General features: G+C 75.0%; 24 protein-coding genes. 11 read left to right on the top strand and 13 right to left on the bottom strand.

Annotated features, from left to right (window positions below; genetic code table 11):
- Positions 1–88: 88 nt before the first annotated feature.
- Both ACZ5HG_RS05745 and ACZ5HG_RS05740 read left to right on the top strand, forming a co-directional pair.
- Positions 89–244, top strand: coding sequence for a hypothetical protein (locus tag ACZ5HG_RS05745; RefSeq protein WP_464180981.1), 156 nt, complete (start codon positions 89–91; stop codon positions 242–244).
- 105 nt (positions 245–349) lie between these two features.
- Positions 350–949 (top strand): GDSL-type esterase/lipase family protein, encoded by a 600-nt coding sequence (locus ACZ5HG_RS05740; RefSeq protein ID WP_464180980.1) that lies wholly within the window; start codon positions 350–352, stop codon positions 947–949.
- Positions 950–1,016: 67 nt separating this feature from the next.
- Here the strand turns inward: ACZ5HG_RS05740 and ACZ5HG_RS05735 are convergent, their stop codons facing one another.
- The 3 genes from ACZ5HG_RS05735 to ACZ5HG_RS05725 all read right to left on the bottom strand — a co-directional run bounded on the left by ACZ5HG_RS05735 (position 1,017) and on the right by ACZ5HG_RS05725 (position 3,794).
- Positions 1,017–1,766 carry a PadR family transcriptional regulator gene (locus ACZ5HG_RS05735; RefSeq protein ID WP_464180979.1) on the bottom strand — a complete coding sequence of 250 codons (750 nt, stop codon included), beginning with the start codon at positions 1,764–1,766 and terminating at the stop codon, positions 1,017–1,019.
- Positions 1,766–2,608 carry a DUF4097 family beta strand repeat-containing protein gene (locus ACZ5HG_RS05730; RefSeq protein ID WP_464180978.1) on the bottom strand — a complete coding sequence of 281 codons (843 nt, stop codon included), beginning with the start codon at positions 2,606–2,608 and terminating at the stop codon, positions 1,766–1,768. Before ACZ5HG_RS05730 ends, ACZ5HG_RS05735 begins: the two co-directional genes overlap by 1 nt.
- A 97-nt stretch (positions 2,609–2,705) precedes the next feature.
- Positions 2,706–3,794: a type IV pilus twitching motility protein PilT gene (locus tag ACZ5HG_RS05725; RefSeq protein WP_464180976.1), complete on the bottom strand. Its 1,089-nt coding sequence runs from the start codon at positions 3,792–3,794 to the stop codon at positions 2,706–2,708.
- Positions 3,795–3,951: 157 nt separating this feature from the next.
- Here ACZ5HG_RS05725 and ACZ5HG_RS05720 point away from each other — a divergent pair, with 157 nt between their 5' ends.
- Entirely contained in the window at positions 3,952–4,026 is a 75-nt protein-coding gene (locus tag ACZ5HG_RS05720) for a 50S ribosomal protein bL37 (RefSeq protein WP_123371254.1), read from the top strand.
- 87 nt (positions 4,027–4,113) lie between these two features.
- On the opposite strand, the gene rsrA is transcribed toward ACZ5HG_RS05720, so the two are convergent.
- Both rsrA and ACZ5HG_RS05710 read right to left on the bottom strand, forming a co-directional pair.
- Complete coding sequence (gene rsrA, locus ACZ5HG_RS05715; RefSeq protein ID WP_464180975.1) at positions 4,114–4,443, bottom strand: mycothiol system anti-sigma-R factor; 330 nt, start codon at positions 4,441–4,443, stop codon at positions 4,114–4,116.
- A complete protein-coding gene (locus ACZ5HG_RS05710) occupies positions 4,440–5,210 on the bottom strand; it encodes a sigma-70 family RNA polymerase sigma factor (RefSeq protein WP_464180974.1) in 771 nt (256 codons plus the stop codon). The genes rsrA and ACZ5HG_RS05710 overlap by 4 nt, the downstream gene beginning before the upstream one ends.
- Before the next feature lie 126 nt (positions 5,211–5,336).
- Here ACZ5HG_RS05710 and ACZ5HG_RS05705 point away from each other — a divergent pair, with 126 nt between their 5' ends.
- The 4 genes from ACZ5HG_RS05705 to hisN all read left to right on the top strand — a co-directional run bounded on the left by ACZ5HG_RS05705 (position 5,337) and on the right by hisN (position 9,308).
- Complete coding sequence (locus tag ACZ5HG_RS05705; RefSeq protein WP_464180973.1) at positions 5,337–5,912, top strand: DoxX family protein; 576 nt, start codon at positions 5,337–5,339, stop codon at positions 5,910–5,912.
- A 171-nt stretch (positions 5,913–6,083) separates the two neighbouring features.
- Positions 6,084–7,409 carry a 3-phosphoshikimate 1-carboxyvinyltransferase gene (gene aroA, locus ACZ5HG_RS05700; RefSeq protein ID WP_464180971.1) on the top strand — a complete coding sequence of 442 codons (1,326 nt, stop codon included), beginning with the start codon at positions 6,084–6,086 and terminating at the stop codon, positions 7,407–7,409.
- Entirely contained in the window at positions 7,406–8,464 is a 1,059-nt protein-coding gene (gene rsgA / locus ACZ5HG_RS05695) for a ribosome small subunit-dependent GTPase A (RefSeq protein WP_464180970.1), read from the top strand. The genes aroA and rsgA overlap by 4 nt, the downstream gene beginning before the upstream one ends.
- Positions 8,465–8,507: 43 nt before the next feature.
- Positions 8,508–9,308 (top strand): histidinol-phosphatase, encoded by an 801-nt coding sequence (gene hisN, locus ACZ5HG_RS05690; protein ID WP_464180968.1) that lies wholly within the window; start codon positions 8,508–8,510, stop codon positions 9,306–9,308.
- 86 nt (positions 9,309–9,394) lie between these two features.
- Here hisN and ACZ5HG_RS05685 read toward each other — a convergent pair whose 3' ends face one another.
- Entirely contained in the window at positions 9,395–9,865 is a 471-nt protein-coding gene (locus ACZ5HG_RS05685) for a DUF6912 family protein (protein WP_464180967.1), read from the bottom strand.
- Between the two features lie 180 nt (positions 9,866–10,045).
- Between ACZ5HG_RS05685 and ACZ5HG_RS05680 the strand changes: the two genes are divergently transcribed.
- A complete protein-coding gene (locus ACZ5HG_RS05680) occupies positions 10,046–10,855 on the top strand; it encodes an Rv3235 family protein (protein WP_464180965.1) in 810 nt (269 codons plus the stop codon).
- A gap of 241 nt (positions 10,856–11,096) precedes the next feature.
- Here the strand turns inward: ACZ5HG_RS05680 and secA are convergent, their stop codons facing one another.
- From secA to mtrA, 7 genes are all read right to left on the bottom strand, one after another.
- On the bottom strand, positions 11,097–13,901 hold the full coding sequence (gene secA / locus ACZ5HG_RS05675) for a preprotein translocase subunit SecA (protein ID WP_464180963.1): 2,805 nt from the start codon (positions 13,899–13,901) through the stop codon (positions 11,097–11,099).
- A gap of 163 nt (positions 13,902–14,064) precedes the next feature.
- Positions 14,065–15,414 (bottom strand): winged helix-turn-helix domain-containing protein, encoded by a 1,350-nt coding sequence (locus ACZ5HG_RS05670; RefSeq protein ID WP_464180961.1) that lies wholly within the window; start codon positions 15,412–15,414, stop codon positions 14,065–14,067.
- 152 nt (positions 15,415–15,566) lie between these two features.
- On the bottom strand, positions 15,567–16,196 hold the full coding sequence (gene hpf, locus ACZ5HG_RS05665; protein WP_464180959.1) for a ribosome hibernation-promoting factor, HPF/YfiA family: 630 nt from the start codon (positions 16,194–16,196) through the stop codon (positions 15,567–15,569).
- 167 nt (positions 16,197–16,363) lie between these two features.
- On the bottom strand, positions 16,364–17,422 hold the full coding sequence (locus ACZ5HG_RS05660; protein ID WP_464180958.1) for a ComF family protein: 1,059 nt from the start codon (positions 17,420–17,422) through the stop codon (positions 16,364–16,366).
- 211 nt (positions 17,423–17,633) lie between these two features.
- On the bottom strand, positions 17,634–19,379 hold the full coding sequence (locus ACZ5HG_RS05655; RefSeq protein ID WP_464180956.1) for an LpqB family beta-propeller domain-containing protein: 1,746 nt from the start codon (positions 19,377–19,379) through the stop codon (positions 17,634–17,636).
- Positions 19,376–21,211, bottom strand: coding sequence for an MtrAB system histidine kinase MtrB (mtrB, locus tag ACZ5HG_RS05650; protein WP_464180954.1), 1,836 nt, complete (start codon positions 21,209–21,211; stop codon positions 19,376–19,378). The genes ACZ5HG_RS05655 and mtrB overlap by 4 nt, the downstream gene beginning before the upstream one ends.
- Positions 21,208–21,891: an MtrAB system response regulator MtrA gene (gene mtrA, locus ACZ5HG_RS05645; protein ID WP_464180952.1), complete on the bottom strand. Its 684-nt coding sequence runs from the start codon at positions 21,889–21,891 to the stop codon at positions 21,208–21,210. Before mtrA ends, mtrB begins: the two co-directional genes overlap by 4 nt.
- Positions 21,892–21,998: 107 nt before the next feature.
- Between mtrA and ACZ5HG_RS05640 the strand changes: the two genes are divergently transcribed.
- Genes ACZ5HG_RS05640 through ACZ5HG_RS05630 form a run of 3 tightly spaced genes read left to right on the top strand, consistent with a single transcriptional unit; the run spans position 21,999 to position 25,272 of the window.
- Positions 21,999–23,405: a DUF7847 domain-containing protein gene (locus ACZ5HG_RS05640; protein ID WP_464180951.1), complete on the top strand. Its 1,407-nt coding sequence runs from the start codon at positions 21,999–22,001 to the stop codon at positions 23,403–23,405.
- On the top strand, positions 23,402–24,082 hold the full coding sequence (locus ACZ5HG_RS05635) for a DUF4129 domain-containing protein (RefSeq protein ID WP_464180950.1): 681 nt from the start codon (positions 23,402–23,404) through the stop codon (positions 24,080–24,082). Before ACZ5HG_RS05640 ends, ACZ5HG_RS05635 begins: the two co-directional genes overlap by 4 nt.
- The gene (locus ACZ5HG_RS05630; protein WP_464180949.1) at positions 24,079–25,272 is read left to right on the top strand and encodes a DUF4350 domain-containing protein; all 1,194 of its coding nucleotides are present in this window, start codon (positions 24,079–24,081) and stop codon (positions 25,270–25,272) included. Before ACZ5HG_RS05635 ends, ACZ5HG_RS05630 begins: the two co-directional genes overlap by 4 nt.
- Positions 25,273–25,368 lie beyond the last annotated feature (96 nt).

The following is a 25,368-nucleotide window of genomic DNA, read 5'->3' as shown; positions in this document are numbered from 1 at the left end:
CAGTGTGGCACGGTTCTGGCGGGATCTCGATGGAGACCGGCACTGCTGCCACTCGTGTCGCGATCTGCGCGACGACAGACTTTCTGCCATGGACACGTCGCTGCTGCTCATCGTGATCGCGCTCACCGCGTGGTGGGCGGTCCGGCTGGTGCTCGCCGTCCGCCGCGACGGCCTCGGCAACCGTCGGCCGCCGGCCTCGCACCACGACTGGACCGAGGGGTCCGACCCGCTGCGCCACCGATGAGGCGCGTCGCTCTGCGGCCCGCACCGGACCACCTGGGAGACTTGAGGAGTCACCGCGCGGGGGTACGTGCGGGGCTGAAGGTCGAGAACGGGTGGGGTGGGGACTGTGGGCGAGCTGCCGGTGCGTCTGCTGGTGATCGGGGACGAGCTGGCCGCCGGAGCCGGCGACCCCAAGGCGCTGGGCTGGGTCGGACGGGTCGCCGCGCGCACGACGACACCCGTCCCGCCGACCGTGCTCACCCTCGCCGTCCCGGGCGAGACCACCACCGGCCTGTCCGCCCGCTGGGAGGCCGAGGTCGACCTGCGCACCTCCGCCGAGGCCGACAACCGCCTGGTGGTGGCGCTCGGGCGCGCCGACCTGCACGCCGGCCTCTCGCTGGCCCGCAGCCGGCTCAACCTGGCGAACATCCTCGACGCCGCCGACCAGCGGCGGATGTCCGCGTTCGTGATCGGCCCGCCGCCCGGCGCCGGCACCGACCCCACCGCGCTCTCCGACCTCTCGGCGGCCTTCGCCGACGTCACCACCCGCCGCCGGGTGCCCTACGTGGACACCTTCACGCCGCTGGTCTCCCACGAGCAGTGGCTCGCCGACCTCGCCGCCGGCGACGGCGCCCTCCCCGGGCAGGCCGGGTACGGGCTGATGGCCTGGCTGGTGCTGCACTCGCACTGGGGCACCTGGCTCGGCCTGCCGGACGACGCCGCCTGAGACCTCGCGCCGCGCGCGTGCCGCTGAGGCGTGCGGCGGCCCGCGCGACGGCGACCCGGCGCGCGTCTCAGCGGCGCGGCAGGGTGCCGGTGATCGCCGAGCGGGCGCTGGCCAGCACCGTGCGGACGGTGTCGACCGTGAGCGCCGGCAGGTCCCCGTGCGCCTCGGCCACCCGGACGGCGGCGCGCACCTCCTCGCGGAACCGGATCAGCTCCGCCTCCACCTCGGCCCGACGCCTGCGCTGCTCGGCGCGGTCGGTGGGGTGGGGCTGCTCGGTGGGGGCAGCGTGCGGGTGCGGCGCTCCGGACGGGGTCGCACCCGGCGCCGGGTCGGTCGTACCCGCGCCGGAACCACCGGGCGGACCGCCGGCCCAGGAGCCACCGCCCTGCACGGCCTCCCCCGCGACCGCCGCCACCCGCACCGCCGCCGCGCGCGCCTCCTGCGCCGCCGCCGCGAGGTCCGCCTTCATCCCGGCCATCGCCCCGGTGACCTCGTGCCGCACCTGCGCGGCCAGCCGCCGCACCGTGTCCGCCAGGTCGTGCTCCAGTGCCACCAGCTCGTCGCGGTGCTCCTCCAGCTCGGCACGGCCCGCGTCGGTCAGCTCGTACAGGCTCTTGCGACCGGCGTCGGTGCGCCGGACCAGCCCGTCCTCCTCCAGGCGGGCCAGCCGGGGGTACACCGTGCCGGCGCTGGGCCGGTACGTGCCGCCGAACCGCTCGGACAGCGCCGTGATCAGCTCGTAGCCGTGCCGCGGGCCGTCCTCCAGCAGGGACAGCAGGTAGAGCCGCAGCTGACCGTGCGCGAAGACCGGCGGCATCAGTCGGCGCTCCCCACCCCGGACCCCTCCGGCAGCGGGGCGCCGTGCAGCACGGTCAGGTGCCCGGAGACCGAGTGCGAGGTGACGAAGCAGGTCGCCTGCGGGTCACGCAGGTCCACCGAGGTCCGTCCGGGACGCCGCTCGCCGTGCTCCACCCCGTCCACGACCACCCGGCCGGAGACGCTGCTGGACTGGATGCCGACGCCGTGACCGGCGGGCAGCCGCACCGCGATGTCGCCGGAGACCGTGCGCACCTGGCACACCGAGGTCGCCGCCAGGCAGTCCAGCGTCACCTCGCCGGACACCGTGGTCACCTGCACCCGGGCCAGCGCGCCGGAGGCGGTGGCCGCGCCGGAGACCGTGCCGATCGACAGGTCGCCCACGTGATCGCGCACCACGACGTCCGCGGACACGCTCTTGGTGGACAGCGCACCGCGGGTGCCGTCCACGACCACCGCTCCGCCGACCGTGCTGACCGAGGCGTCCTGCTGCACCCCGGCGAGCAGCAGGTCGGCGTTCACCGAGGCCAGCGAGGCGCGCACGTGCTGCGGGACGGCCAGGTGCACGTCGATGCGGTCGCGGTGGTGCGGCCCGCGCAGCCGCTCGAAGATCCCGTCCAGCCCGGTCACCGACCGCACGCGGAGCCGCAGCTCACCGTCGGCGAAGGTCACCTCCAGCGGGAAGCCGTCGACACGGTGCACCTCCAGCCGGACGTCGGTGCGGGTCGGGTCGTCGTGCGCGACCACGTCGACCCGGCCGCCGTTCACGTGCACGTTGACGGCGTGCGCGCCGTCGACCTCGATCACCTGCGGGCCGATCACGACCCAGGACTCCGTGGCCATCGCACTCTCCTCGCGTTCGAGATATATCGCGTTCCGACACGATATATCGCGTCTCCGCGCACGACAACCCTCGTGCGTCCCACACACGTCGAGCGGATCAGGAGATCAGGCCCACGCTGCGCAGCTCGACGGTGAGGTCCTGGGGGTTGGACGCGACCGCGCACGCCTCCTCGTAGGCGACCGTGCCGTCCGCCACCAGCGACACGAGGTGCTGGTCGAAGGTCTGCATCTTGTAGTAGTCGCCCTGGCGGATCAGGTCCACCAGCGGCTCCGCCGACGCCGGGTCGAGGATCGCCTCGGCAGTACGGCCCGTGTTGACCAGCACCTCCACCACCGCGGTCCGACCCTGGCCGTCGGCACGGCGCACCAGGCGCTGCGAGACGATCCCGCGCAGCGCCTGCGCCAGCGCCACGCGCACCTGCTGCTGCTCGTGCGGCGGGAAGAAGTCGACGATGCGGTTCACCGACTCCGAGGCGTCGATCGTGTGCAGCGTCGAGAGCACCAGGTGACCGGTCTCCGCCGCAGACATCGCCGCGCGCACCGTCTCGACGTCACGCATCTCGCCGACGAAGATCACGTCCGGGTCCTGACGCATGGCGGCACGCAGCGCGACCGTGAAGTCGTCGGTGTCCTGCCGGATCTCGCGCTGGGAGATGATGCCGCGCTTGTCCTGGTGCAGCACCTCGATCGGGTCCTCGATCGTGATGATGTTGGCCTCGCGCACCGTGTTGATCAGGTCGATCATCGACGCCAGCGTCGTGGTCTTGCCCGATCCGGTCGGCCCCGTCACCAGCACCAGCCCGCGCGGCTCCAGCGCGAGCTCGCCGACGACCTCCGGCAGCCCCAGCTCGGACAGCGACTCGACGCCCATCGCGACCAGGCGGAACACCAGGCCGTAGGTGCCGCGCGCCTGGTAGGCGTTCACACGGAACCGCCCGACGCCGGACAGCGAGAACGCGAAGTCGGCCTCCTTGGTGCGACGGAACTCGTCGACCAGGTCCTCCGGCAGCACCTCCTCGAGCATGTGCGCCGTGTCGCGCGGCGACAGCGAGGGCACCTGCAACCGGCGCAGCCGGCCGTCCACGCGCACCCGCGGCTCGGAGCCGACCTTGACGTGCAGGTCGGACCCGCCGGCCTGGGCCAGCGCGTGCAGGAGGGGGACGACGGACTGGGGCTGCTCGCTCACCCCCTGGTCATCGGCCGGGAAGGGCCTTGCCTTGAACGCCCGCGCTCCCCCGATGCGGAACCACCCGCCCGGGTGTGGGACGATGGGGAGTCCTCGGGCCGTCGGAGCACCCTCGCGTGCGCCATCGTCGGCCGCACGCCAGACCAGGGAGAGATCGATGAGCAAGCGTGGCCGCAAGCGCCGTTCCCGCGCCGGGAGCTCCGCCAACCACGGCAAGCGCCCCAACGCCTGAGCGTCGCGCGCGAATCTGACGAAGGGCCCGGTGCTGATGCACCGGGCCCTTCGTCATGCTCTGCTCGTCACGCGCTGCGGTCGCGCGTCAGGCCTGCTCGGGCCGGACGACCTTGAGCGTGGTGAGCTGCGCGTGGATACGCACCCGCAGGTCGGCGGGGGCCTCCTCCTGGCAGCAGCGCTTGACCAGGTTCTTCAGCATGGTCTCGACGGCCAGCTCGTCCAGGCAGGGACGGCAGTCCTCGATGTGCGCGCGCACCTGCTCGGCGTCCGTCGCCTCCAGCTCGGAGTCCAGGTAGGTGAACAGCCGGCCGAGCGCCTGCTCGCAGTCCGGACCGCACCCGCCGACGACCTCCGCCGTGCGCGACGCGTCGCCGACCGCAGCCGACCCGCCCTCCGCGGTGTCCCACCCCGTCATCGTGCCCTCCTCGACGATCCCGTGCCGGGCTCGGACCCGGACGGGGCCGCGACCACCAGCCCCCGGTCGCGGGCGTAGTCGGCCAGCATCTCGCGCAGCTGACCCCGCCCACGGTGCAGCCGGGACATCACCGTCCCGATCGGGGTGCCCATGATCTCGGCGATCTCCTTGTACGCGAAGCCCTCGACGTCTGCGAGGTACACCGCGATCCGGAACTCCTCGGGCAGCCGCGCGAGCGCGTCCTTGACGTCCGAGTCCGGAAGATGGTCGAGCGCCTCCGCCTCCGCGGACCGCAGGCCCGTCGAGGTGTGCGACTCCGCGCGCGCGATCTGCCAGTCCTCGATGTCGTCGGCCTGGGACTGCTGCGGCTCGCGCTGCTTCTTGCGGTACGAGTTGATGAAGGTGTTCGTGAGGATCCGGTACAGCCACGCCTTGAGGTTGGTGCCCGGGCGGTACTGGTGGAACGCCGCGAACGCCTTCGCGAAGGTCTCCTGCACCAGGTCCTCGGCGTCCGAGGGGTTGCGCGTCATGCGCAGGGCGGCGCCGTAGAGCTGGTCCAGGTAGACCAGCGCCTCGGTCTCGAACCGCTCGCTGCGCGCCGCGTCGTCCTCGGTCTCGGGGGCGCGGGTGGTGTCGTCGCTCATCACCGGCGAGCCTAGTCCGCCCGAGGGCATGGAGCCCGCCACGGGCCGGGCGTCGAGCACCGCGGTGCCCGCGCCGCCGGTGGCGCCGGTCACGGAGGGGCGCTCGAGGGTGGTGCAGCTCATGGCCGGGACAACACTGCTCACAGCCGACGCATTCCCGCCGGTGGGCGGCTAGCGTGGGTGGAGGTGGCCCGCACGACGCGGATCACCGCTGGTCCGCACCGCGTGGGCCGTGCGAGGGAGGACGTCATGCTGCTGCGCCGGATCGCCCGACCGCTCTTCGCGTCGTGGTTCCTCACCGAGGGGATCGACGCCGTCCGGCACCCCGCCCCGCACGTCGAGGTCGCCCGGGACGCCCTGGGCCGCGCCACCGCGATGGTCCCCGACGGCTCCCTCGGTCCGCTGGAGCGGTTCCGCCGGCCCAGCGAGCGCGACCTGACGCTCCTGGTCCGCGGGCACGGCGCCGCCACCGCCGTCGCGGCGCTGATGCTCGCCACCGGGCGCGCCCCGCGCACCGCCGCCCTGGCGCTGGCCGGGCTCACGCTGCCGCTGGCCGCCGCCGACGCCCCGGAGGGTCACCGCCCGCACCTGCCCCACCCGCGCCGCACGGCCTCGGCGCAGGAGACCGCGGAGAAGGCCGACCGTGCCGAGCGCCGCCGCCGGTTCGTCCGCTCGCTGGCGCTGACCGGGGGCGCGCTGATCGCCGCCGCCGACACCGCCGGGCGTCCCGGGATCGCCTGGCGGGTGGAGCACGCACGCGCGACGCGGGCGGCGGTGGAGAAGGCCGGGGCCGCGCGGGACGCGGTCGCCGACGCGCTCGGCTGACGCTCTGGGCTGACGCCGCGAGGGCGGGACGCACGGCGCACTCGTACGAGATCGCGCAGCAGGCCGGCGGGGGTCGCTCGACCGGCCGCTCCCCCACGATCCCGGGAGCCCGCCGCCCCGCCGCGCGGACACCCGCCGGGTCGGACCTCCCCGGCCGATAACCTGGGACCCATGACCTCGCACAGCGCCGCCGACCTCGCCGACGCCTCCCTGGCGGACGCCTGGACCGCCCCCACCGTCACCCGGCCGCTCGACGCGACCGTGGACGTGCCCGGGTCGAAGTCGCTGACCAACCGCTACCTGGTCGCCGCCGCGCTGTCCGACGGCCCCGGTCGGCTGCGGTCCCCGCTGCGCTCCCGCGACACCCTGCTCATGGCGCAGGCGCTGCGCGCGCTCGGCGTGCGGATCACCGACGCCCCGGACGCCCCCGGCGACTGGCTGGTCGAGCCGCTGGCCACCAATGCGACCGTCCCGGCGACCACGATCGACTGCGGGCTCGCCGGCACCGTCATGCGCTTCGTGCCCCCGGTGGCCGCGCTCACCGCCGGCACGGTCACCTTCGACGGCGACGCCGGTGCCCGCGTGCGGCCGATGGGGCCGGTGCTCGACGCGCTGCGCGACCTCGGCGTCAGCACCCGCGCGCTCGGCGAGCCCGGCTTCCTGCCGTTCGAGATCGCGGGCGCCGGGGCCGTGCGCGGCGGCGAGGTCGCGGTGGACGCCTCGGGATCCTCCCAGTTCGTCTCCGCCCTGCTGCTGGCCGGCGCCCGGTTCACCGAGGGGCTGACCGTCCGGCACACTGGCACCAGCCTGCCGAGCGTGCCGCACATCGAGATGACCGTCGAGGTGCTGCGCGCCGCAGGTGTCGAGGTGGACGACTCCGAGCACGCCGTCTGGCGGGTCGCCCCCGGCCCGCTGCGCGCGCGGGACGTGCGCGTCGAGCCCGACCTGTCCAACGCCGCACCGTTCCTGAGCGCGGCGGTCGTCGCCGGCGGCACCGTGCGCGTCCCGGGGTGGCCGGCGAGCACCACCCAGCCGGGCGGGCTGCTGCCCGGGATCCTGGAGCGGATGGGGGCGCGCTGCGCGCTGGACGGCGACGTGCTCGCCGTGACCGGCACCGGCACCGTGCGCGGCATCGACCTGGACCTCAGCGCCGCCGGAGAGATCGCCCCGACGATCGCCGCGGTGGCCGTGCTCGCCGAGGGCCCGACCCGGCTGCGCGGGATCGCGCACCTGCGCGGGCACGAGACCGATCGGCTGGCCGCGCTCACCGCCGAGATCACTCGGCTCGGCGGCGAGGCCGAGGAGACGCCGGACGGCCTGCTGATCACCCCCCGCCCGCTGCACGCCGCCACGGTGCGCACCTACGCCGATCACCGGATGGCGACCTTCGGCGCGCTGATCGGCCTGGTGGTCCCCGACGTGCGGGTGCAGGACGTCGCCACCACCGCCAAGACCATCCCCGACTTCGTCGGGCTGTGGGACGGCATGCTCGCGTGAGCGCCGCGGCGCGCCGCACCTTCGACGAGTCCGACGTCCGGGTCCGCCCGGGCCGACGCGGGTCGCGTCCGCGCACCAAGACCCGACCGGAGCACGCCGACGCCGAGCGCGCGCTGGTCACCGGCGTCGACCGGGGCCGGTACACCGTCCTGGTGGACGCCGACGGTCCCGCCGAGCGGGTCGCGATCGCCATGAAGGCCCGCGAGCTCGGACGCGAGCGCGTGGTGCCCGGCGACCGGGTGGACCTGGTCGGCGACACCTCCGGCGCCGACGGCTCGCTGGCGCGGATCGTGCGGATCGTGGACCGCACCACCGTGCTCCGGCGGACCGCCGACGACACCGACCCGGTCGAGCGGGTGATCGTCGCCAACGCCGACCAGCTCGTCGTGGTCACCGCCCTGGCCGACCCCGAGCCGCGCACGCGCATGATCGACCGCTGCGTGGTGGCCGCCTACGACGCCGGCATGGACGTGCTGCTCGCGCTGACCAAGGCCGACCTCGCCGACCCCGGACCGCTGCGGGCGCTCTACGAGCCGATCGGCGTGCAGGTGGTCGTGTCCAGCCGCGGCGCCGTCGAGGCCGACATCGAGGGGATCGACGCGGTGCGCGCCGCGCTCGTCGGACGGACCTCCGTGCTGGTCGGGCACTCCGGCGTTGGCAAGTCCACCCTGGTCAACGCGCTGGTGCCGGACGCCCGGCGCGCCACCGGCGTGGTCAACGACGTCACCGGGCGCGGCCGGCACACCTCCACCTCCGCGGTCGCCCTGCGGGTGCCCGACGCCGACGAGCCGACCTGGGTGATCGACACCCCCGGCGTGCGCTCCTTCGGCCTGGCGCACGTGGACCCGGACCACCTGATCGGCGCGTTCGCGGACCTGGCCGAGGTCGCCGAGGAGTGCCCGCGCGGCTGCACCCACGCCGCCGACGCCCCGGACTGCGCCCTGGACGAGTGGGTGGAGGCCGCCGGCGACGACACCGAGCGCGAGGCCCGCGCCGCGCGGGTGGACTCGTTCCGCCGCCTGCTGGTCAGCCGCACCGGCGCCGCCGAGGGCTGAGCGGGGCCGGTGCCCTCCCCCGCCGACCGCTAGGTTGGAGCGCATGACCACCCCCCGGTACGACGACGACCTGCGCCTGGCCCACGTGATCGCCGACCAGGTGGACGCGCTGACCATGTCGCGGTTCAAGGCGCTGGACCTCCAGGTCGAGACCAAGCCGGACCTCACCCCGGTCAGCGACGCCGACCGTGCCGCCGAGGCGCTGATCCGCGCGCAGCTGTCCCGCACCCGCTCGCGGGACGCCGTGCACGGCGAGGAGATGCCGGACACCGGGCACGGGCCGCGCCGCTGGGTGGTCGACCCGATCGACGGGACCAAGAACTTCGTGCGCGGCGTGCCGGTGTGGGCCACCCTGATCGCCCTGCTCGACGGGGACGAGGTGGTGGTCGGCCTGGTCAGCGCCCCGGCGCTGGGCCGTCGCTGGTGGGCCGCCACCGGGTCCGGCGCGTGGAGCGGGCGCTCGCTCACCTCGGCGACCCGGATGCAGGTGTCGCAGGTCGGCCGGCTGCAGGACGCCTCGCTGTCGTACTCCAGCCTGTCCGGCTGGGAGGAGCAGGGTCGCCTCGACCACTTCCTCGACCTGACGCGCCGCGTGTGGCGCACCCGCGCCTACGGCGACTTCTGGTCCTACGTCATGGTCGCCGAGGGTGCCGTGGACATCGCCGCCGAGCCCGAGCTCGCGCTGCACGACATGGCCGCGCTGGTGCCGATCGTCACCGAGGCCGGCGGGCGGTTCACGTCGGTGCAGGGCGTCGACGGGCCGTTCGGCGGGTCGGCGCTGGTGACCAACGGGCTGCTGCACAGCGCGACGCTGCAGGTGCTCGACCCGCTGATCGCGGACTGAGCGCGGGGCTCGCGCGGGCCGGGTCGATCGGCGCGCGGGATCGCGCAGGCCGGGTCGATCCGCGCGCGAGGTCGAGCGAGAGCGGGTCAGCGCGGGATGCGCGTGAGCTCGCTCACGTCGTACCAGAGCAGGTCGCGCTCGCCCAGGGCGTCCAGCGCCGCGTCGTCGCCGTCCAGCGCCCGCACCACCTCGGCGCGCGCCGCCGGCTCGTCCACCAGCGCGCACACCACGTCGTCCAGGTCCAGCGGCTCGACCAGCGTCACCAGGCTCACCGGCTCGTCCTCGGCCGCGGGCGTCACGTCCACCGCGGAGTCCGCGACCTCCACCGTCACCAGCAGCCGCAGCGTCGGCGCCTGCGGGCGAGAGGCCAGCAGCACCAGCGCGTCGTCGGCGGCCATCAGCTGCGCGGCGAACTCCCAGCCCTCCTCGTCCTCGTCCGGCAGCAGACCGCTCAGCCGGGGCGTCACCGCGTGGGCACGCCGCGGTCCGGCGAGGGCGGCGTCCGGGCCGGTGAGGGTGTCGAGCTCGTCGAGGGTCGCGGGGACGTAGAGGCGCACGGCACCAGTGTGCCGTGCCCGGGCCGGTGCTCCCAGCCACGACCCGCGGACCCGTCGTCATCCACAGGCCGGCGCTGTCCTGTTCTGTCCACAGGTGCAGGTCAGCGGCGTGGACCGCGGTCACCCGGACGGGGTAGACCGGGACCTCCGCCCCCGGGGACCCACGACCGAGGAGGTCCTGTGAGCACCGTGCCCACCGTCCGGCTCGTCCCGTCACCCCTGCTGGTCCCGAGCGCGCCCGCATCGACGCCCGCCGCGCCGCACCGCGGCGTCCCCACCCGGATCCCGAACGGCGGCAGCGCCCCGCCCGACGGCGGCACGCCGCACGTCGGCCGTGCGCGCCACGAGGACAGCAGCCCTGTCGACAGCGCCGCGCTCGGCGACGGTGGCGCGCCGCACGGGAGCAGCGCCCCGCCCGGGGTCATCCCCCGCCCGCGCGGCACCGGCACCGGCACCACGCTCGCCTCGTCACCCGGTACCCGCGGCGACGCACCGCTGCCCGCGTTCGCCCGGCGCACACCCCGCGCACCGGGCGAACGCGCACCGGTCGGCCTCGTCGTCGACCCGGACCAGGCGTCGATGATGATCGCCATCGCCACCGTCGAGGTGCTCTCCGGCGCGCGGCAGCAGGCCCAGCTCGCCCGGTGGCTGCTGCCCGAGGTCTACGAGGCGCTCGGGCAGCGGGCCGCGCTCTCCGCCGTCGGTGCCCGCGTCGGCGGCGCTGGTGCCTCCCGACCTCGTGCCCGGTCCGGGCCTGCCGCCGGTGGCGGTCCGGCCACCTCGGCCACGGGACGCCCGGAGATGGTCGGTGGCACGATCGCCGCCCAGGGCCTGCGCGCCGTCGTCCGCGCGCTGCGGATGATGCGGGTGGACGAGGACACGGTCGAGTCCGCCGTCGTGGTCTCGCACGTCGGGCGGGTGCGTGCCGTCGCGCTCCGGCTGGTGCGGCGCAACGGTCGGTGGCGCGCCGCGGAGCTGGTCATCGGCTGACACCGGAAGCCGGCGCGACGTCGGGTGGGCGGGGGCTCTCCTCGTCCGCCCGACGATCGCGAGCCGCGTCGCACCGCGCTGGATCGCGCCGCGACGCATCGCACCGGGCCGCTTCGGCCCGACCACGCCGCAACCCGGCGTGCCGCGCGCTGGACCGCCGCGATGCCGCGACGCACCGGCCCCGGGAACGTCCGTGGGGTGGGTCGGCGCGCACGGCACCGGCCCACCCCACGGGCGTCAGTCAGCGGCGCTGCTGCTTGCGCGCGGCCTTGCGGCGGGCCTCACGGTTCGACGCGCCGGAGTCCGCCGCGTCGGAGCCGGCGGAGGTCGTCGTGCCGGCGGAGCCGCTGCTCGCGGAGGAGCGGCCGTCACGGGAGACCACGGTGCCGCCGTCGCCGTCCTCGCTGGGCGCCGAGTACTGCAGCGGCACCTGGCGCTCCGGCCCGTCGATCCCCTTGGCGACCAGCACCGGCGCCGCGCCGTCGGAGGACGCCGCCTCACCCTCGGCCGGGACGACGGCGCCGTCCGTCTGGCCCTCGGCGGGCTCGGCGACCTTGACCTCGAGGTTGAAGAGGAAGCCGACGGCCTCGTCCTTGATCCCGTCGGTCATCGCCTGGAACAGCTGGTAGCCCTCGCGCTGGTACTCGATCAGCGGGTCGCGCTGGGCCATCGCGCGCAGGCCGATGCCCTCCTTGAGGTAGTCCATCTCGTAGAGGTGCTCGCGCCACTTGCGGTCCAGCACCGAGAGCACCACACGACGCTCCAGCTGGCGCATGTTCGTCTCGCCGAGGGCGGTCTCGCGCTCGGTGTACGCGATCCGCGCGTCGGACAGCAGCTCGGTGGTGAGCAGCTCCGGGGTGACCCGGCCCAGGCCGCCGGCCTGCTCGACGACGTCGTCCACGGTGATCGACACCGGGTACACGGCGCGGAGCTGGGTCCACAGGCCCTCGAGGTCCCACTCCTCCGGGTGACCCTCACCGGTGGTGCCCTGCACGTAGTCGGTGACGACGTCCTCGATGAAGTGCTGGACCTGGGTCTGCAGGTCCTCGCCCTCGAGCACGCGGCGGCGCTGGTCGTAGATGACCTCCCGCTGCCGGGACAGCACGTCGTCGTACTTGAGCACGTTCTTGCGGATCTCGAAGTTGCGCGCCTCGACCTGCGACTGCGCGGAGCGGATGCCGCGGCCGACGATCTTGGCCTCGAGCGGCATGTCGTCCGGGAAGCCCGCGCGGGTCATCATCGACTCGGCCATGCCCGAGTTGAACAGCCGCATCAGGTCGTCCTGCAGGGACAGGTAGAACCGGGACTCGCCCGGGTCACCCTGGCGGCCGGAGCGGCCGCGCAGCTGGTTGTCGATCCGGCGGGACTCGTGGCGCTCGGTGCCCAGCACGTACAGACCGCCGAGCTCCACCACCTCGTCGTGCTCGGTGGCGACGGCCTCGCGGGCCTTCTCCAGGGCGTCGGGCCAGGCGGCCTCGTACTCCTCCGGGCTCTCCTTGGGGTCGAGCCCGCGGGCGGCGAGGTCGGCGACGGCCATGAACTCGGCGTTGCCGCCGAGCATGATGTCGGTGCCACGACCGGCCATGTTGGTGGCGACGGTGACGGCGCCCTTGCGGCCGGCCTGCGCGACGATCGACGCCTCACGGGCGTGCTGCTTGGCGTTCAGCACCTCGTGCGGGACGCCCGCCTTGCGCAGCTTGCCCGACAGCAGCTCGCTCTTCTCGACGCTGGTGGTGCCGACGAGCACCGGCTGGCCGGCGGCGTGCCGCTCCACGATGTCCGCGACGACGGCGTCGAACTTGCCGGCCTCGGCCTTGTAGACCAGGTCGGTCTGGTCGATGCGCTGCATCCCGCGGTTGGTCGGGATCGGCACGACGCCGAGCTTGTAGGTGCCCTGGAACTCGGCAGCCTCGGTCTCGGCGGTACCGGTCATCCCGGAGAGCTTGTCGTACAGGCGGAAGTAGTTCTGCAGCGTGATCGTGGCGAGCGTCTGGTTCTCGGCCTTGATCGCGACGCCCTCCTTCGCCTCGATCGCCTGGTGCATGCCCTCGTTGTAGCGACGGCCGGGCAGCACGCGACCGGTGTGCTCGTCGACGATCAGGACCTCGCCCTTGTCGACGATGTAGTCCTTGTCGCGCTTGAACAGCTCCTGCGCCTTGATCGCGTTGTTGAGGAAGCCGATCAGCGGCGTGTTCAGCGACTCGTAGAGGTTGTCGATGCCGAGGTAGTCCTCGACGCGTGCGATGCCGGGCTCCAGCACGCCGACGGTGCGCTTCTTCTCGTCCACCTCGTAGTCGCGCTCCGGCTGGAGACGGCGGACGACCTTGGCGAACTCGGCGTACCAGCGGTTGGCGTCGCCGGACGCGGGGCCGGAGATGATGAGCGGGGTGCGGGCCTCGTCGATGAGGATCGAGTCGACCTCGTCCACGATCGCGAAGTGGTGGCCGCGCTGCACGAGCTCCTCGGTGCTCCACGCCATGTTGTCGCGCAGGTAGTCGAATCCGAACTCGTTGTTGGTGCCGTAGGTGATGTCGGCGGCGTACTGCACGCGGCGCTCGGCCGGGGTCTGCCCGGTGAGGATGACGCCGGTGGTCAGGCCGAGGAACCGGTACACGCGGCCCATCAGGTCGGCCTGGTACGAGGCGAGGTAGTCGTTGACCGTGACGACGTGCACGCCCTTGCCGGTCAGCGCGTTGAGGTAGGCCGGCGCGGTGGCGACCAGGGTCTTGCCCTCACCGGTCTTCATCTCGGCGATGTTCCCGAGGTGCAGGGCGGCGCCGCCCATGAGCTGCACGTCGAAGTGCCGCTGGCCGAGGGTGCGCCGGGCGGCCTCGCGGACCGCGGCGAACGCCTCCGCGAGCAGGTCGTCGAGCTTCTCACCGTCGGCCAGGCGGGCCTTGAAGCGGTCGGTCTCCTCGCGCAGCTCGGCGTCGGACAGCGACGTGAAGCTGTCCTCCAGCGCGTTGACCTGCTGGGCGACGCCCGACAGCTTCTTGAGGATCCGGCCCTCACCGAGGCGGAGGACCTTCTCGAGGATCGCAGGCACGTGCACTCCCGAACTCGTGGGTCCCGCGAGACCTCGCGGGACGACCCGGTGCCCCGACCGCACAGCCGGGCCCGGTCCATCGTAGGTGAGGCGAGAGCGGCCGGAGCAAACTCGCGCCGAGATCCGCACGAGGTCCGCGCAGATCAGGCCGGACCGGACCCGCTCATCCGGCGAGCAGGGCGGCCGTCAGGGTGGCCGCCAGCGACCCGCGCGGCTGCCCGCCCTTGTCACCGACCACCACGTCCGCCAGCCCGAGCCAGCCCGCCATCAGCCGCAGCTCCGCCGCGAGGTCGGCGGCCACGTCGCCGGGAGCCGGGTCGCACTCGGACGCCGACCCGCCCTCGACCGGGTCCGGCAGGTGCGCGGCGTGCACGCGCAGCACGCCGTCCTTGCGGTCCGCCTTGAGGTCCACCAGCGCCGCCAGCCGCTCCCCGCGCAGGAACGGCAGCACGTAGTAGCCGTGCACCCGCTTGTCCTCCGGCACGTAGATCTCGATCCGGTACCGCAGCCCGAACAGCTCCTTCAGCCGGCGGCGCTCGAACACCAGCGGGTCGAACGGGCTGAGCAGCGCACGCGCGGTCGCGGCCCGCGGCAGGTCGGCCCCCGCGTCGAGCAGCACCGGGCGGGACCAGCCCTCGACGGAGACCGGGACCAGGCGCCCCTCCTCGACCAGCTCGGCCACCGCCGCCTGCGCCTTCGGCCCGCGCAGCCGGAAGTAGTCGAGCAGGCAGCGCTCGGTGGCCACCCCGTGCGCCCGCGCCGCGATCGTCACCAGCGCGCGCAGCGCCTCCTGCTGGTCCGGCTCCCCCGCCGCCAGCACCTCGGGCGGCAGCACCCGCTCGGTCAGGTCGTAGCAGCGCTCGAACTGCGCGTTGCGCCGCGCCGAGGACACCTCCCCGGTGAAGAACAGGAACTCCAGCACGCGCTTGGACGCCGACCAGTTCCAGCCCCACTCCACCGTGGCCCGGGGGTGGTCGGCGCCGACCCGCTCGTGCACCTCCCGCGCGGTGAGCGGACCGTGCTCGGCGATCACCGCGCGCACGTCGGCCACGAGCGAGTGGTGGCGCACCGGGACCTCGGCGATCGTGCCCCAGGCGTGGTCCAGGTAGGCCCGCCGGCGCCAGCCGAGCAGCATCCAGGTCTCCGGCGGCACGAAGGACGCCTCGTGCGCCCAGGTCTCGACCAGCCGGCGCGGCGCGCGCCCGGACGCCCGGTCGAGCAGGGCCGTGTCGTAGGGGCCCAGGCGGGAGAACGCCGGCATCAGGTGCGCCCGTGCCAGCACGTTCACCGAGTCGATCTGGATCAGCCCCACCCGGTCGACGACCTGCTGGAACTGGCGCATCGTCGGCGCGCCCGCGCGGACCGCCCGGGGTCGGTCGAGCCCCTGCGCGCGCAGCGCGACCCGCCGGGCCTGCGAGAGCGACAGCGTGCCGGACGGGCGGTGGGCGGTGCCGACGGCGCGGGCGGTGCCGGTGGGCGCGACGGTGCGGGGCCCCGGGTCCGTGGAGGTCATGGGGCCATCGTGCCGGTGACCACCCACACACGGGCGCGTTCTCGGCGCGCGACAGGCCCGAGCGCGCCCGGCTCCGTCCGTCCGCCCCCGGACCGCGGACGTGCGCACGGACGCCCCGCGCCCGACGAGGGCACGGGGCGTCCGGCGGTCGATCAGGCCTGGACGGGCACCAGCGGCGCTCCGACGGCGGCGTCGAGCTTGATCACGCCGTAGCTCCAGCCGCGCCGGCGGTAGGCCACCGACGGCTGGGCGGTCTCGGCGTCGACGAAGAGGAAGAAGTCGTGACCGACCAGCTCCATCTCGTACAGTGCGTCGTCGATGGTCATCGGCTGGGCGGCGTGGATCTTCTCCCGGATCACCACGGGCGAGTCGCCGAGCGTGGTCTCCACGACGCCGTCGGCGGTGACCGTCGAGGTGACGGGCTCCGGCTCCGGCTCGAACGGACGGACGTCCACCGGGGGCGTGGGCACCTTGCCCCGGTGGTTCTTGTGCCGGTCGCGTGCCCTGCGCAGCCGCTCCGACAGCTTGTCGATCGCCAGGTCGAACGCCCCGTACCGGTCGTCCGCGCACGCCTCGGCCCGGATGACGGGCCCCTTGCCGACCACGGTCAGCTCGACCCGTTCGGCGGCGGCCGCCTGACGGGGGTTGGACTCGTGGGTCACCTCGACGTCGATGCGCTGCGCCCGGGGGGCGAGCTGCTCGAGTTTGGCGAGCTTGTCCTCGACGTGACGCCGGAACCGCTCGGGGACGTCGGTGTGACGGCCTGCGACGACGATCTCCATGGGGTACCTCCTGGAGGTCTGGGGGCGGGTGATCCCGCCCGGTGACATGCGCGGAACGCCCTCGTGGGGCGGATCGTCGGCACCACCTCCTCGCCGACGGGCGGACCCGTCGCGACACGTGCGGACCATCCGGCGACGTCGCTGCCGCCGTGGTCTGGGGACCCACGCTAGCCCTGGTCGCCGGGTGTTTCCAACCGACCGGTCCGCGTGCCGGGCGACCGGGTGACGACGAGCACCACCGCCCCGCGGACGCGCGCACCGGCGCGCTCCAGGACGCGCCGGCACTCGGCCAGGGTGGCGCCGGTGGTGAGCACGTCGTCCACCAGCAGCACGTCCCGGCCCGCCACCCGCACGGCACCGCCGGGGCGCAGCAGGACCCGTCCGGCACGGTTCGCGGAGCGCCCGCGGGCACCGAGCCCGACCTGGTCCGGCCCGCCGCCGCGCAGCCGCAGCACGCGGGCGCCGGTGGCGGGCAGCCCGCCGTCGGACAGCCCGTCGGCCACCGCCCGCGCCACCGCTGCGACGAGGTCCTCGCCCCGTCGGCGCGCACCGGACGCCGACGGGGGCGCGGGCACGACGAGCAGGGCGGGCGGGTCCGGCGGTTCGGGCCCGACCGGCGAGGACGGGGCGCCCACCACGGCCGGCGAGCGCACCCCGGGCGCTGCCCGTGCGTCGGGCGCGGCACGCGCGTCGGGCGCGGCACGCGCGTCGGGCGCGGCACGCGGGTCCGGCGCGGCACGCGGGTCCGGCGCGGCACGCGCGTCGGGCAGCCCGGTCGCCGCGCGCATCCGCCCGGTGGCGGCGAGCCAGCGCCCTGCCCGGCGCCCGACGGCGGACAGCCACCCGGTGAGGTCCGCGCGTCCGCCGTCCTTCCACGCGACCACGAGCCGCCGCACCCGGCCCTCGTGCGCCGCGAGCGCCCACACCGGCGGCGGCCCGCCGGGCTCCAGCCAGTCCCAGCGCGCGGCCCCGGTCTCGCACCGGTGCGGGGCTGCCGACCACACCGCCGCGCAGGCGGGGCACACCCGCACGCCACCGGTGCCGCAGCCCGCGCAGGTGACGGGCAGCACGAGATCCAGGGCGGCCCGCGCGAGCAGGACGAGCACGGCGAGGACGCCACGGGCACCAGGCGCTCCGGGCGCGGCGAGCGCAGCGCGGGCACCGGGGGTGGCGGGTCCCGCGCGGGCAGCGGGGTCAGCGGGGTCACGGTGCGGATCGGCGGTCATGCCGCCACGGTGCGCGACCGGTGCCGGCCGCCGCACCCCCGCACAGCCGCTCCTGGGGACGACGACGGCCCGGGGCGCCTGTGGACGGCTCGACGCCCGCTCCCCGAGCGGGACCGAGGGCCCGGCGATCCACGATCCGATCGTCGGCCGGCCCGGACGCGCGGTCGTCGGTCGGGCCGAAGCCCGGCAGCCCGACCGCCGGGCAGCCCGATCAGCCCGGGAAGGACGGGTCCCGCACGCCGGAGACCACCTGCGCCCAGCTCGACCCCGAGCGCCCGTACAGCGTCCCCTGGGCGGTCACCACGTACAGCGTGCCCTCGCCCTTGCCGGCCGCGATGTCCACCAGGTCGACGATCGCGGGCCGCGCCTGCGACTGCCCGGCGACCTGCACCAGGTGCAGCACCGGCGTGGTGCCGCTCGCGGTCCGGCCGAGCACGCCGAGCGTCGACTCGTCCACCCAGACCACCCGGGTCGCGTCGACCAGGTTCACCGCCGTGCGCCAGGACTCGCCGAGCGCCTGCGGCGTGCCGGACGCGTCCCGGATGATCGCCGCGACGTCCACCCGCACCCCGTCCGCACCGGCGGAGACCACCGCGACGCGCGTGGCGTCCCGGGCCACCCGGATCGAGCGCACGGTGCGCCCGTCGAGCCAGTCGCCCTCGACGTCGATCCGCGTCCCCGCGTCGGCGGACACGGCCAGCAGCGACCCGTCGACGTCGCGCGAGGCCGTCCACACCCAGCCCAGGCGGTCCACCGAGGGCGCGACCAGGGCGGAGGCGCTGAGCAGCGTGCGCGCGGGCGCGTCGGTCGTCGGGACCGTCATCAGCGTGTCGGTGCCGGACAGCAGCACGCGGACCTCGCCGGATCCGTCGCGCGCGGGATCGTGCGCGTCCAGGCCGGCCAGCGAGGCGATCCCCTCGACCGGCACGAGCTCGGACTGCTCCAGGTCCACCAGCGTGTCGTCCTGGATCATCTCCAGCGCGCCGCCCCCGTCCTGCCCGCGCTCCAGGTCGGCGGCCTGCGCACCCAGGGCCACCCCGTCGGCGGACACCTCGACGCTGCGCACCCGCGCGATCCGCAACGAGGCCTGGAGCTGGGCCAGCATGAGCTCGCGGTCGTCCATCTCGGTCGGCAGACCACCGGCGGCCAGGCTGACGGTGGCGACCCCGTCGTCGTCGACCGAGACCGCGTCCGGCTGGAGCACCGCGCCCTCCGGGATGGCGGTGCGCACGGCGTCGCGCAGCCAGTCCGACGGCCCGGCGATCAGCTCGCGGACGATGGAGGTCGCCAGGTTCCGCAGCGGGAACCAGCGGGTCTCCGGCACCAGGAACGTGCCGTCGAGCGAGAGGAAGTACAGGGTGGCGGAGCGGTAGATCGCCTCGAACACGGGCTCGGACAGCACGACGCCGTTCTCCAGGCCGGAGATCCGCCACTGGCCCTCGTCGTCCTGCACCAGCTCGAAGGACAACGTCTCCTCCGCGTCGGGGCCGGCCGCCCAGTACCGGCCGTCGGCGTCGATCCGGGCAGACACCCGCACCTGGACCTCCACCTGCGAGGCGGAGGTGGGCGTGACGGTCGGGCTGGACGCGGTGGCGTAGACGACCACGCGCTCGCGCGGGTTCCACGAGCGGCGGACCTCGCCGGACAGGTACTCGCGGGCGATCCGGAAGTCGTCGCCGGACTCCGCCTCCGCGGAACGGTTGAAGCCCGCGGCACCGGCGCCGAGGAACCCGCGCACGATGTCCTCGGGGGTGCCGTCCTGCGGCGGGGGGTCGCCCAGCAGCTCGATCGACCCCTGGTCCGACACGTCGTCGACCCCGACGCCCACCGGCCCGGAGGTCGGGATCGCGACGCAGCCGGCGAGCAGCAGCGCGAGCGCACCGAGCAGCGCCGCCGCGCGCGCGGCCCGTGCCCGGGGCCCGGCGGACGGTCCGTGGTGCCCGGTCGTCGCCGTCATCGCCGCTCCTCCGTCGGGGGTTCCTGGTGGGCCCGCTCCTCGCGGATCTGGTCCTCGCGCTCGCGCTGGGCCTGCCGGACGCGTTCGACCACCTCCAGCGAGCCGGTGGTCGCCGGCAGGGTGGGCAGCGCCGCGGGGTCGACGCCGGCGCGCACGACCGGGGCCTGCGGGACCTGCGGCTCCGCCGGAGGTTCGAGCGGCAGCGGCGAGGAGGTCAGCACGATCCCCGCGCGGCGCGGCAGCGTGAGCCGGAAGCTCGCGCCCTGGCGGGGACGGCCCCACGCCTCCAGCCAGCCGCCGTGCAGGTGCGCGTCCTCCAGGGAGATCGCCAGGCCGAGCCCGGTGCCGCCGGTGGTGCGGGCCCGCGCGGGGTCGGCGCGCCAGAACCGGTCGAAGACGTGCTCGGCCTCGTCGCGGCTCATGCCGACGCCGTGGTCGCGCACGGTGACCGCCACCGCCTGCGGGTCGGCCGCGACCGTCACCACGACGTCGGTGCCCTCGGCGTGCTCGATCGCGTTGACCAGCAGGTTGCGCAGCACCCGCTCGACGCGGCGCGGGTCCACGTCGGCCACGCACCGCTCGTCCGGCACCTGCACCGAGAGCCAGGTCCCCTTGCGCCCGGCCAGCGGCACGGCCTGGTCCACGGCGCTGTTCACCACGTCACGCACGTCACGGGCCTCGGCGTCGAGCACCGCGGCGCCCGCGTCGAACCGGCTGATCTCCAGCAGGTCCGCCAGCAGGTCCTCGAAGCGGTCGAGCTGGGTCTGCATCAGCTCCGCGGAGCGGCGCACCGCGGGCTCGAAGTCGTCGCTGGCCTCGTAGATCACCTCGCCGGCCATCCGCACGGTGGTCAGCGGCGTGCGCAGCTCGTGCGACACGTCCGAGACGAACCGCCGTTGCAGCGCCGACAGGTTCTCCATCCGCTCGATCTGGTCCTGGAGGCTGCCGGCCATCTCGTTGAAGGACCGGCCGAGCCGCGCGATCTCGTCCTCGCCGCGCACCGGTACCCGCTCGGTGAGGTCGCCGTCCGCGATCTGCTCCGCGACGTGCGCCACCTGCCGCACCGGGTGCACCACCTGCCGGGTCACGAGCCAGGTCATCCCGACCAGCAGCCCGACCAGGGCCACCGCGGCGATCAGCAGCACGCCCTGGAGGAAGGCCAGCCGCTCCTGCTCGGCCTGGAGGCTGTACACGAAGTACAGCTCGTAGCTGCCGGCCGCGGGCACCGTCACCGCCTGGCCGACCACCACCGCGGGCTCAGGCTCGCCGGTGGCCGTGGCGGTGCCGGGCAGGGCGACCGACTGCCAGCGCTGCCCCTCACCGGCCGCGGTGGCGGTGCGCAGGTCGTCGGAGACCAGCCCGAGCAGCGAGGAGTCCGTGGAGGCGCTGAGCACCAGGATCGCGACCTGCTGGCCCCGGGAGCGCAGCAGGAACACCTCCCGCTCCCCCGAGCCGCCGGACTGCAACGCCGTGACCATGTCGTTGAGCAGCAGCTGGACCTCCGGCTCGGTGGTCGCCGTCGAGGCGTCGAAGGTCTTCTGCGCCTGCGCGGCGCTGCGGGCGCTCTCGTCGAGCAGCTGGTCGACCCGCTGGGTGAACAGGCCGTCGCGCACCGTCACCGACAGGTACCCGCCGATCACCACCAGCGCGATCAGCCCGATCACGAGGGTCGACCCGAGCACGCGGAACTGCAACGACGTGCGCCACACCCGGGCCAGCCGACGGGCCCGTCGGGCGCCCCGCACGGTCGCCAGCCGCCAGGCCCGCGCGGCACGGGCAGCCCGCGCGCTCCGGCCCGACCCGGCCGGGCGCCCGCCCCCGGGCTCGCTCACGCGGGAGTCGCGCCCGCCTTGTAGCCGACGCCGCGCACGGTCACCACGATCTCGGGGCGCTCCGGGTCGGCCTCGATCTTCGAGCGCAGCCGCTGCACGTGGACGTTCACCAGCCGGGTGTCGGCCGCGTGCCGGTAGCCCCACACCCGCTCCAGCAGCACCTCACGGGTGAACACCTGCCACGGCTTGCGCGCGAGCGCCACCAGCAGGTCGAACTCCAGCGGGGTCAGCGAGATCGGCGCGCCGTCGCGCGTGACGCGGTGCCCGGTGACGTCGATCGACAGGTCGCCGATCCGCAGGTGCTCGGGGGCGGGCTCGTCGCTGCGCCGCAGCCGCGCGCGCACGCGGGCGATCAGCTCCTTGGGCTTGAACGGCTTCGAGATGTAGTCGTCGGCACCGGACTCCAGGCCGAGCACGACGTCCACCGTGTCCGCCTTGGCGGTCAGCATCACGATCGGCACGCCCGACTCCGCACGGATCAGCCGGCACACCTCCGTGCCGTCCTTGCCGGGCAGCATGAGGTCCAGCAGCACCAGGTCCGGCTGGGTGCTGCGGAACGTGTCGAGCGCCTCGTCGCCGTCGGCGCAGAACACGGGCTCGAACCCCTCCGAGCGCAGCACGATGCCGATCATCTCGGACAGGGCTGTGTCGTCGTCGACCACCAGGACGCGTCCCTTCATCGCACCATGATCGCACTGGACGGGCCTGACCGGCGGCGACGGCGCGCCCCGCACCCGTCCGGGGGAACGTCCGACGGCGCGCCCGCGGTGCGGACGGACGTGGCACGATGGCGGCAGCCATGCTCGTCCCGGCCCTGCTCCGCGGGTTCGGCGGGCAGACCGACGACCCCGACCGAGGGAGCGCGATGACCACGCCGCACGACGAGGGCCGCCCCGAGGTCCCGACCGGGCAGGGCGCCGTGCCCCCGGTCGGCGAGCCCAGGCCCGAGCCGCGCTACGGCCAGTACGCCCCCGCCGGGTGGCAGGCGCCCGGCAGCGCAGCGCCCGTGCAGCCCGTCCCGCCCGGCGGACCGGTGCCGGGTGCGCCCGTGCCGCCCGCCGGTCAGCCGGTCGGCGCCTGGGGCGCGGGCCCGTGGTCCGGCACCCCCGGAGCGCCCGGCCCTGCTGGCTACGGGCAGCCCGGCTGGCAGCAGCCCGGCCAGGTCCCGCCCGGCTACGGCTACCCCGGCGGCGGGTACCAGACGCCCTACCAGCAGGAGGCGTACCGCCCCGGGATCATCCCGCTGCGGCCGCTGAGCATCTGGGAGATCTTCGACGGCGCCTTCCGCGCGATCCGGGCGAACCCGAAGACGATGTTCGGCCTGACCGCCGGCGTGGTCACGATCGTCGTGGCGATCTCGTCCGTGCTCACCTGGTACATCGCGACCATCGTGGCCAACGAGCTCAACGACTGGTTCTCCTCGCTCGACCCCTCGCTCACCGGCCCCTCCTCGGCCGACGGCATGTTCATCTCGGAGCAGCTCGGCGTCGCCGGCAGCTCCTTCGGCAGCGCGCTGACCACCCCGCTCATCTCGCTGGCGACCACGGTGCTCACCGGTCTGCTGATCCTGTCGGTCAGCCGGTCGGTGATCGGCCGGACCGCCACGATCGGCGAGGTGCTGCGCGGGTCCGCCAAGCGCCTGTTCTGGGTGGTCGGCTTCGCGCTGCTGTCCGGGCTCGTCGCGGTGATCGGCGTGGCGGTGATCGTGGTCGCGACCATCGCCGCCGCCGTCGCGGTCGACAGCGCCTGGTCCATCCTGATCGTGCTGGTCGGCGTCGCCGCGATGCTCGTGCTGGCCGTGTGGTTCACGGTGCGCACGCTGCTCGTCGCCCCGGCGATCATGCTCGAGGGGGGCGGCTTCTGGTCCTCGATCGGGCGCGCCTGGCGGCTGACCCGCGGCAGCTTCTGGCGGTTCACCGGCCTGTACCTGCTGGTCAACATCCTGGTCTTCGTCGTCTCCGGCCTGCTGAGCGTCCCGGTCTCGGTGATCGCCACCCTGCTGTTCCAGGACCCGATGCTGACCACGTTCCCGTCGATCGCGCTGAACGGCGTCACCTCGATCCTCACGCTCACCCTCACGACCGTGTTCAGCGCGGGCGTCTGGGCCCTGGCCTACATCGACGCCCGGATGCGCCGCGAGGGCCTGGACGTCGAGCTGGCCCGCGCCGCGGCCGCCGGAGACGCCGCGCAGTGATCTCGCGCCGCCTCCCGACGGACGTGCCGGTGGTCCCGGACGCCGACGAGGCGCGCTCGTGGATCGAGCGTGAGCTCGCCGACCCCGTGTACCACCAGCGACCGAGCCTGCTCCAGCGGTTCCTGGAGTGGCTGCGCGACCTGTTCCAGGGCACCGACGGGCTGCCGATCAGCGGCACCGGCGCCCTGGTGGTCGTGGTCGCCGTGCTGCTGGTCGTCACGCTGATCGCGTTCTGGGTCGCCGGACCGGTCCGACGATCCCGCCGCAGCCGGGGCACCGACCGCGCCGTGCTCGACGGCGACGACCGGCGCACCGCCGACGAGCTGCGCGCCGCCGCCGACTCCGCCGCCGCCCGGGGCGACTGGTCGACCGCCGTGGCCGACCGGTTCCGTGCGATCGTCCGTGCCCTGGAGCAGCGCACGATCCTGGACGAGCGACCCGGCGTCACCGCGCACGAGGCCGTCGAGGCCGCCGCCCTGCGGCTGCCCACCCTGGTCGAGGACCTGCGCGGCGCCGGCCGGCTGTTCGACGACGTCGTCTACGGCGACCTCGCCGCCCGCCGGCAGGACGACGAGACGCTGCGCGACCTGGACCACCGCGTCGCCGGCACCCGTCCCTCCGCCGCTGCCCCGGCCGCCGTCGGCGCGCGCTGGGGCGCACCGGGCGGTGCCGGATGACCGCCGTCACCGTCGTCGGCGACGGCACCACCACGCGCAGCCGGGCCGGCCGACGCTGGCGCCGCGGCCGCTGGCTGCTGGCCCTCGCCGGGGTGCTGCTGGTCGCCGTGCTCGCGGCCGTGCTGCCGGAGCCCGTCACCTCGCAGGTCACCCTCGCCCCGGACAACCCCGGCGACCAGGGCGCGCGCGCCGTCGCCCAGGTTCTCGAGGGCCAGGGCGTGCACATCACCTACGTGCGCACCACCGCCGACGCGACCCGCGCCGCCACCGCGGGCAGCACCCTGCTCGTCACCAGCGACTGGCTGTTCAGCACCGACCAGGCGGCGGCCGTCGCCGGCACCGAGGCCGACCTGGTGCTGCTCGCCCCCTCCATGCTGCTCAGCCTGACCTCCGACCTGCGCAGCGCCTGGACCGGGAGCACCACCCCGGCCTTCGTCGGCGCCGCCTGCGAGGACCCCGACGCGCTCGCCGCCGGCCCCATCTCCGCGGCCGGCACCGGAGTGGTCGCCGGTGCCGGCGCCACCGGCGTCACGCTGTGCTACCTCGACCCCGCCGAGGCGACCCCCGCCGCGCTGTACGCCGTGCAGGACGACGGCGACCGGCGGGTCACCGTGATCGCCGATCCCGGCATGCTCACCAACCAGCGGATCGACGACGCCGGGAACGCCGCGCTGGTGCTGCGTGCGCTCGGCCGGCACGACGATCTGGTCTGGTACGTGCCCTCGTTGGACGACCTGTCCGTCGGCGGCGAGGGCGCCGGCTCCGGCGACCTGGGCCTGCGGGTGCCGCCGGTCGTCTCCGTGATCGGGCTCCAGCTGCTCGTCGTGGTGCTTGCGCTCGCCCTGTGGCGCGGGCGCCGCCTCGGCCGGGTCGTCGTCGAGCGGCTCCCCGTCACCGTGCGCGCCGCCGAGACCACCCGCGGACGCGCACGCCTGTACCGGGTGTCCCGCTCGCACGGGCACGCCGCCGCCGCCCTGCGCGCTGGAGCCGCCAGCCGCTGCGCCCAGCGCCTCGGCCTGCCCCGCTCCGCCGGCGCCACCGACGTGATCGACGCCGTCGCCCGCGCCAGCGGACGCACCACCGACGAGGTGGCCGACCTGCTGTACGGCCCACCGCCCACCACCGACGCGGGCCTGGAGACCCTGGTCCGTCGGCTCGACCAGCTCGAGAGCGAGGTTCACCGCACGTGACCGAGGAACACCCCGCCCAGCCCACCTGGCCGCACGCCCCGCAGGGCGCCGAGCCCACGACACCCGGCGCTGCTGCGCCGGGGTACCCGCAGCCGG

The sequence above is a fragment of the Cellulomonas sp. GTC20042 genome (assembly GCF_055389595.1).
The sequence above is the reverse complement of the archived record's forward strand: the minus strand, read 5'-3'. Positions and strand labels throughout refer to the sequence as shown.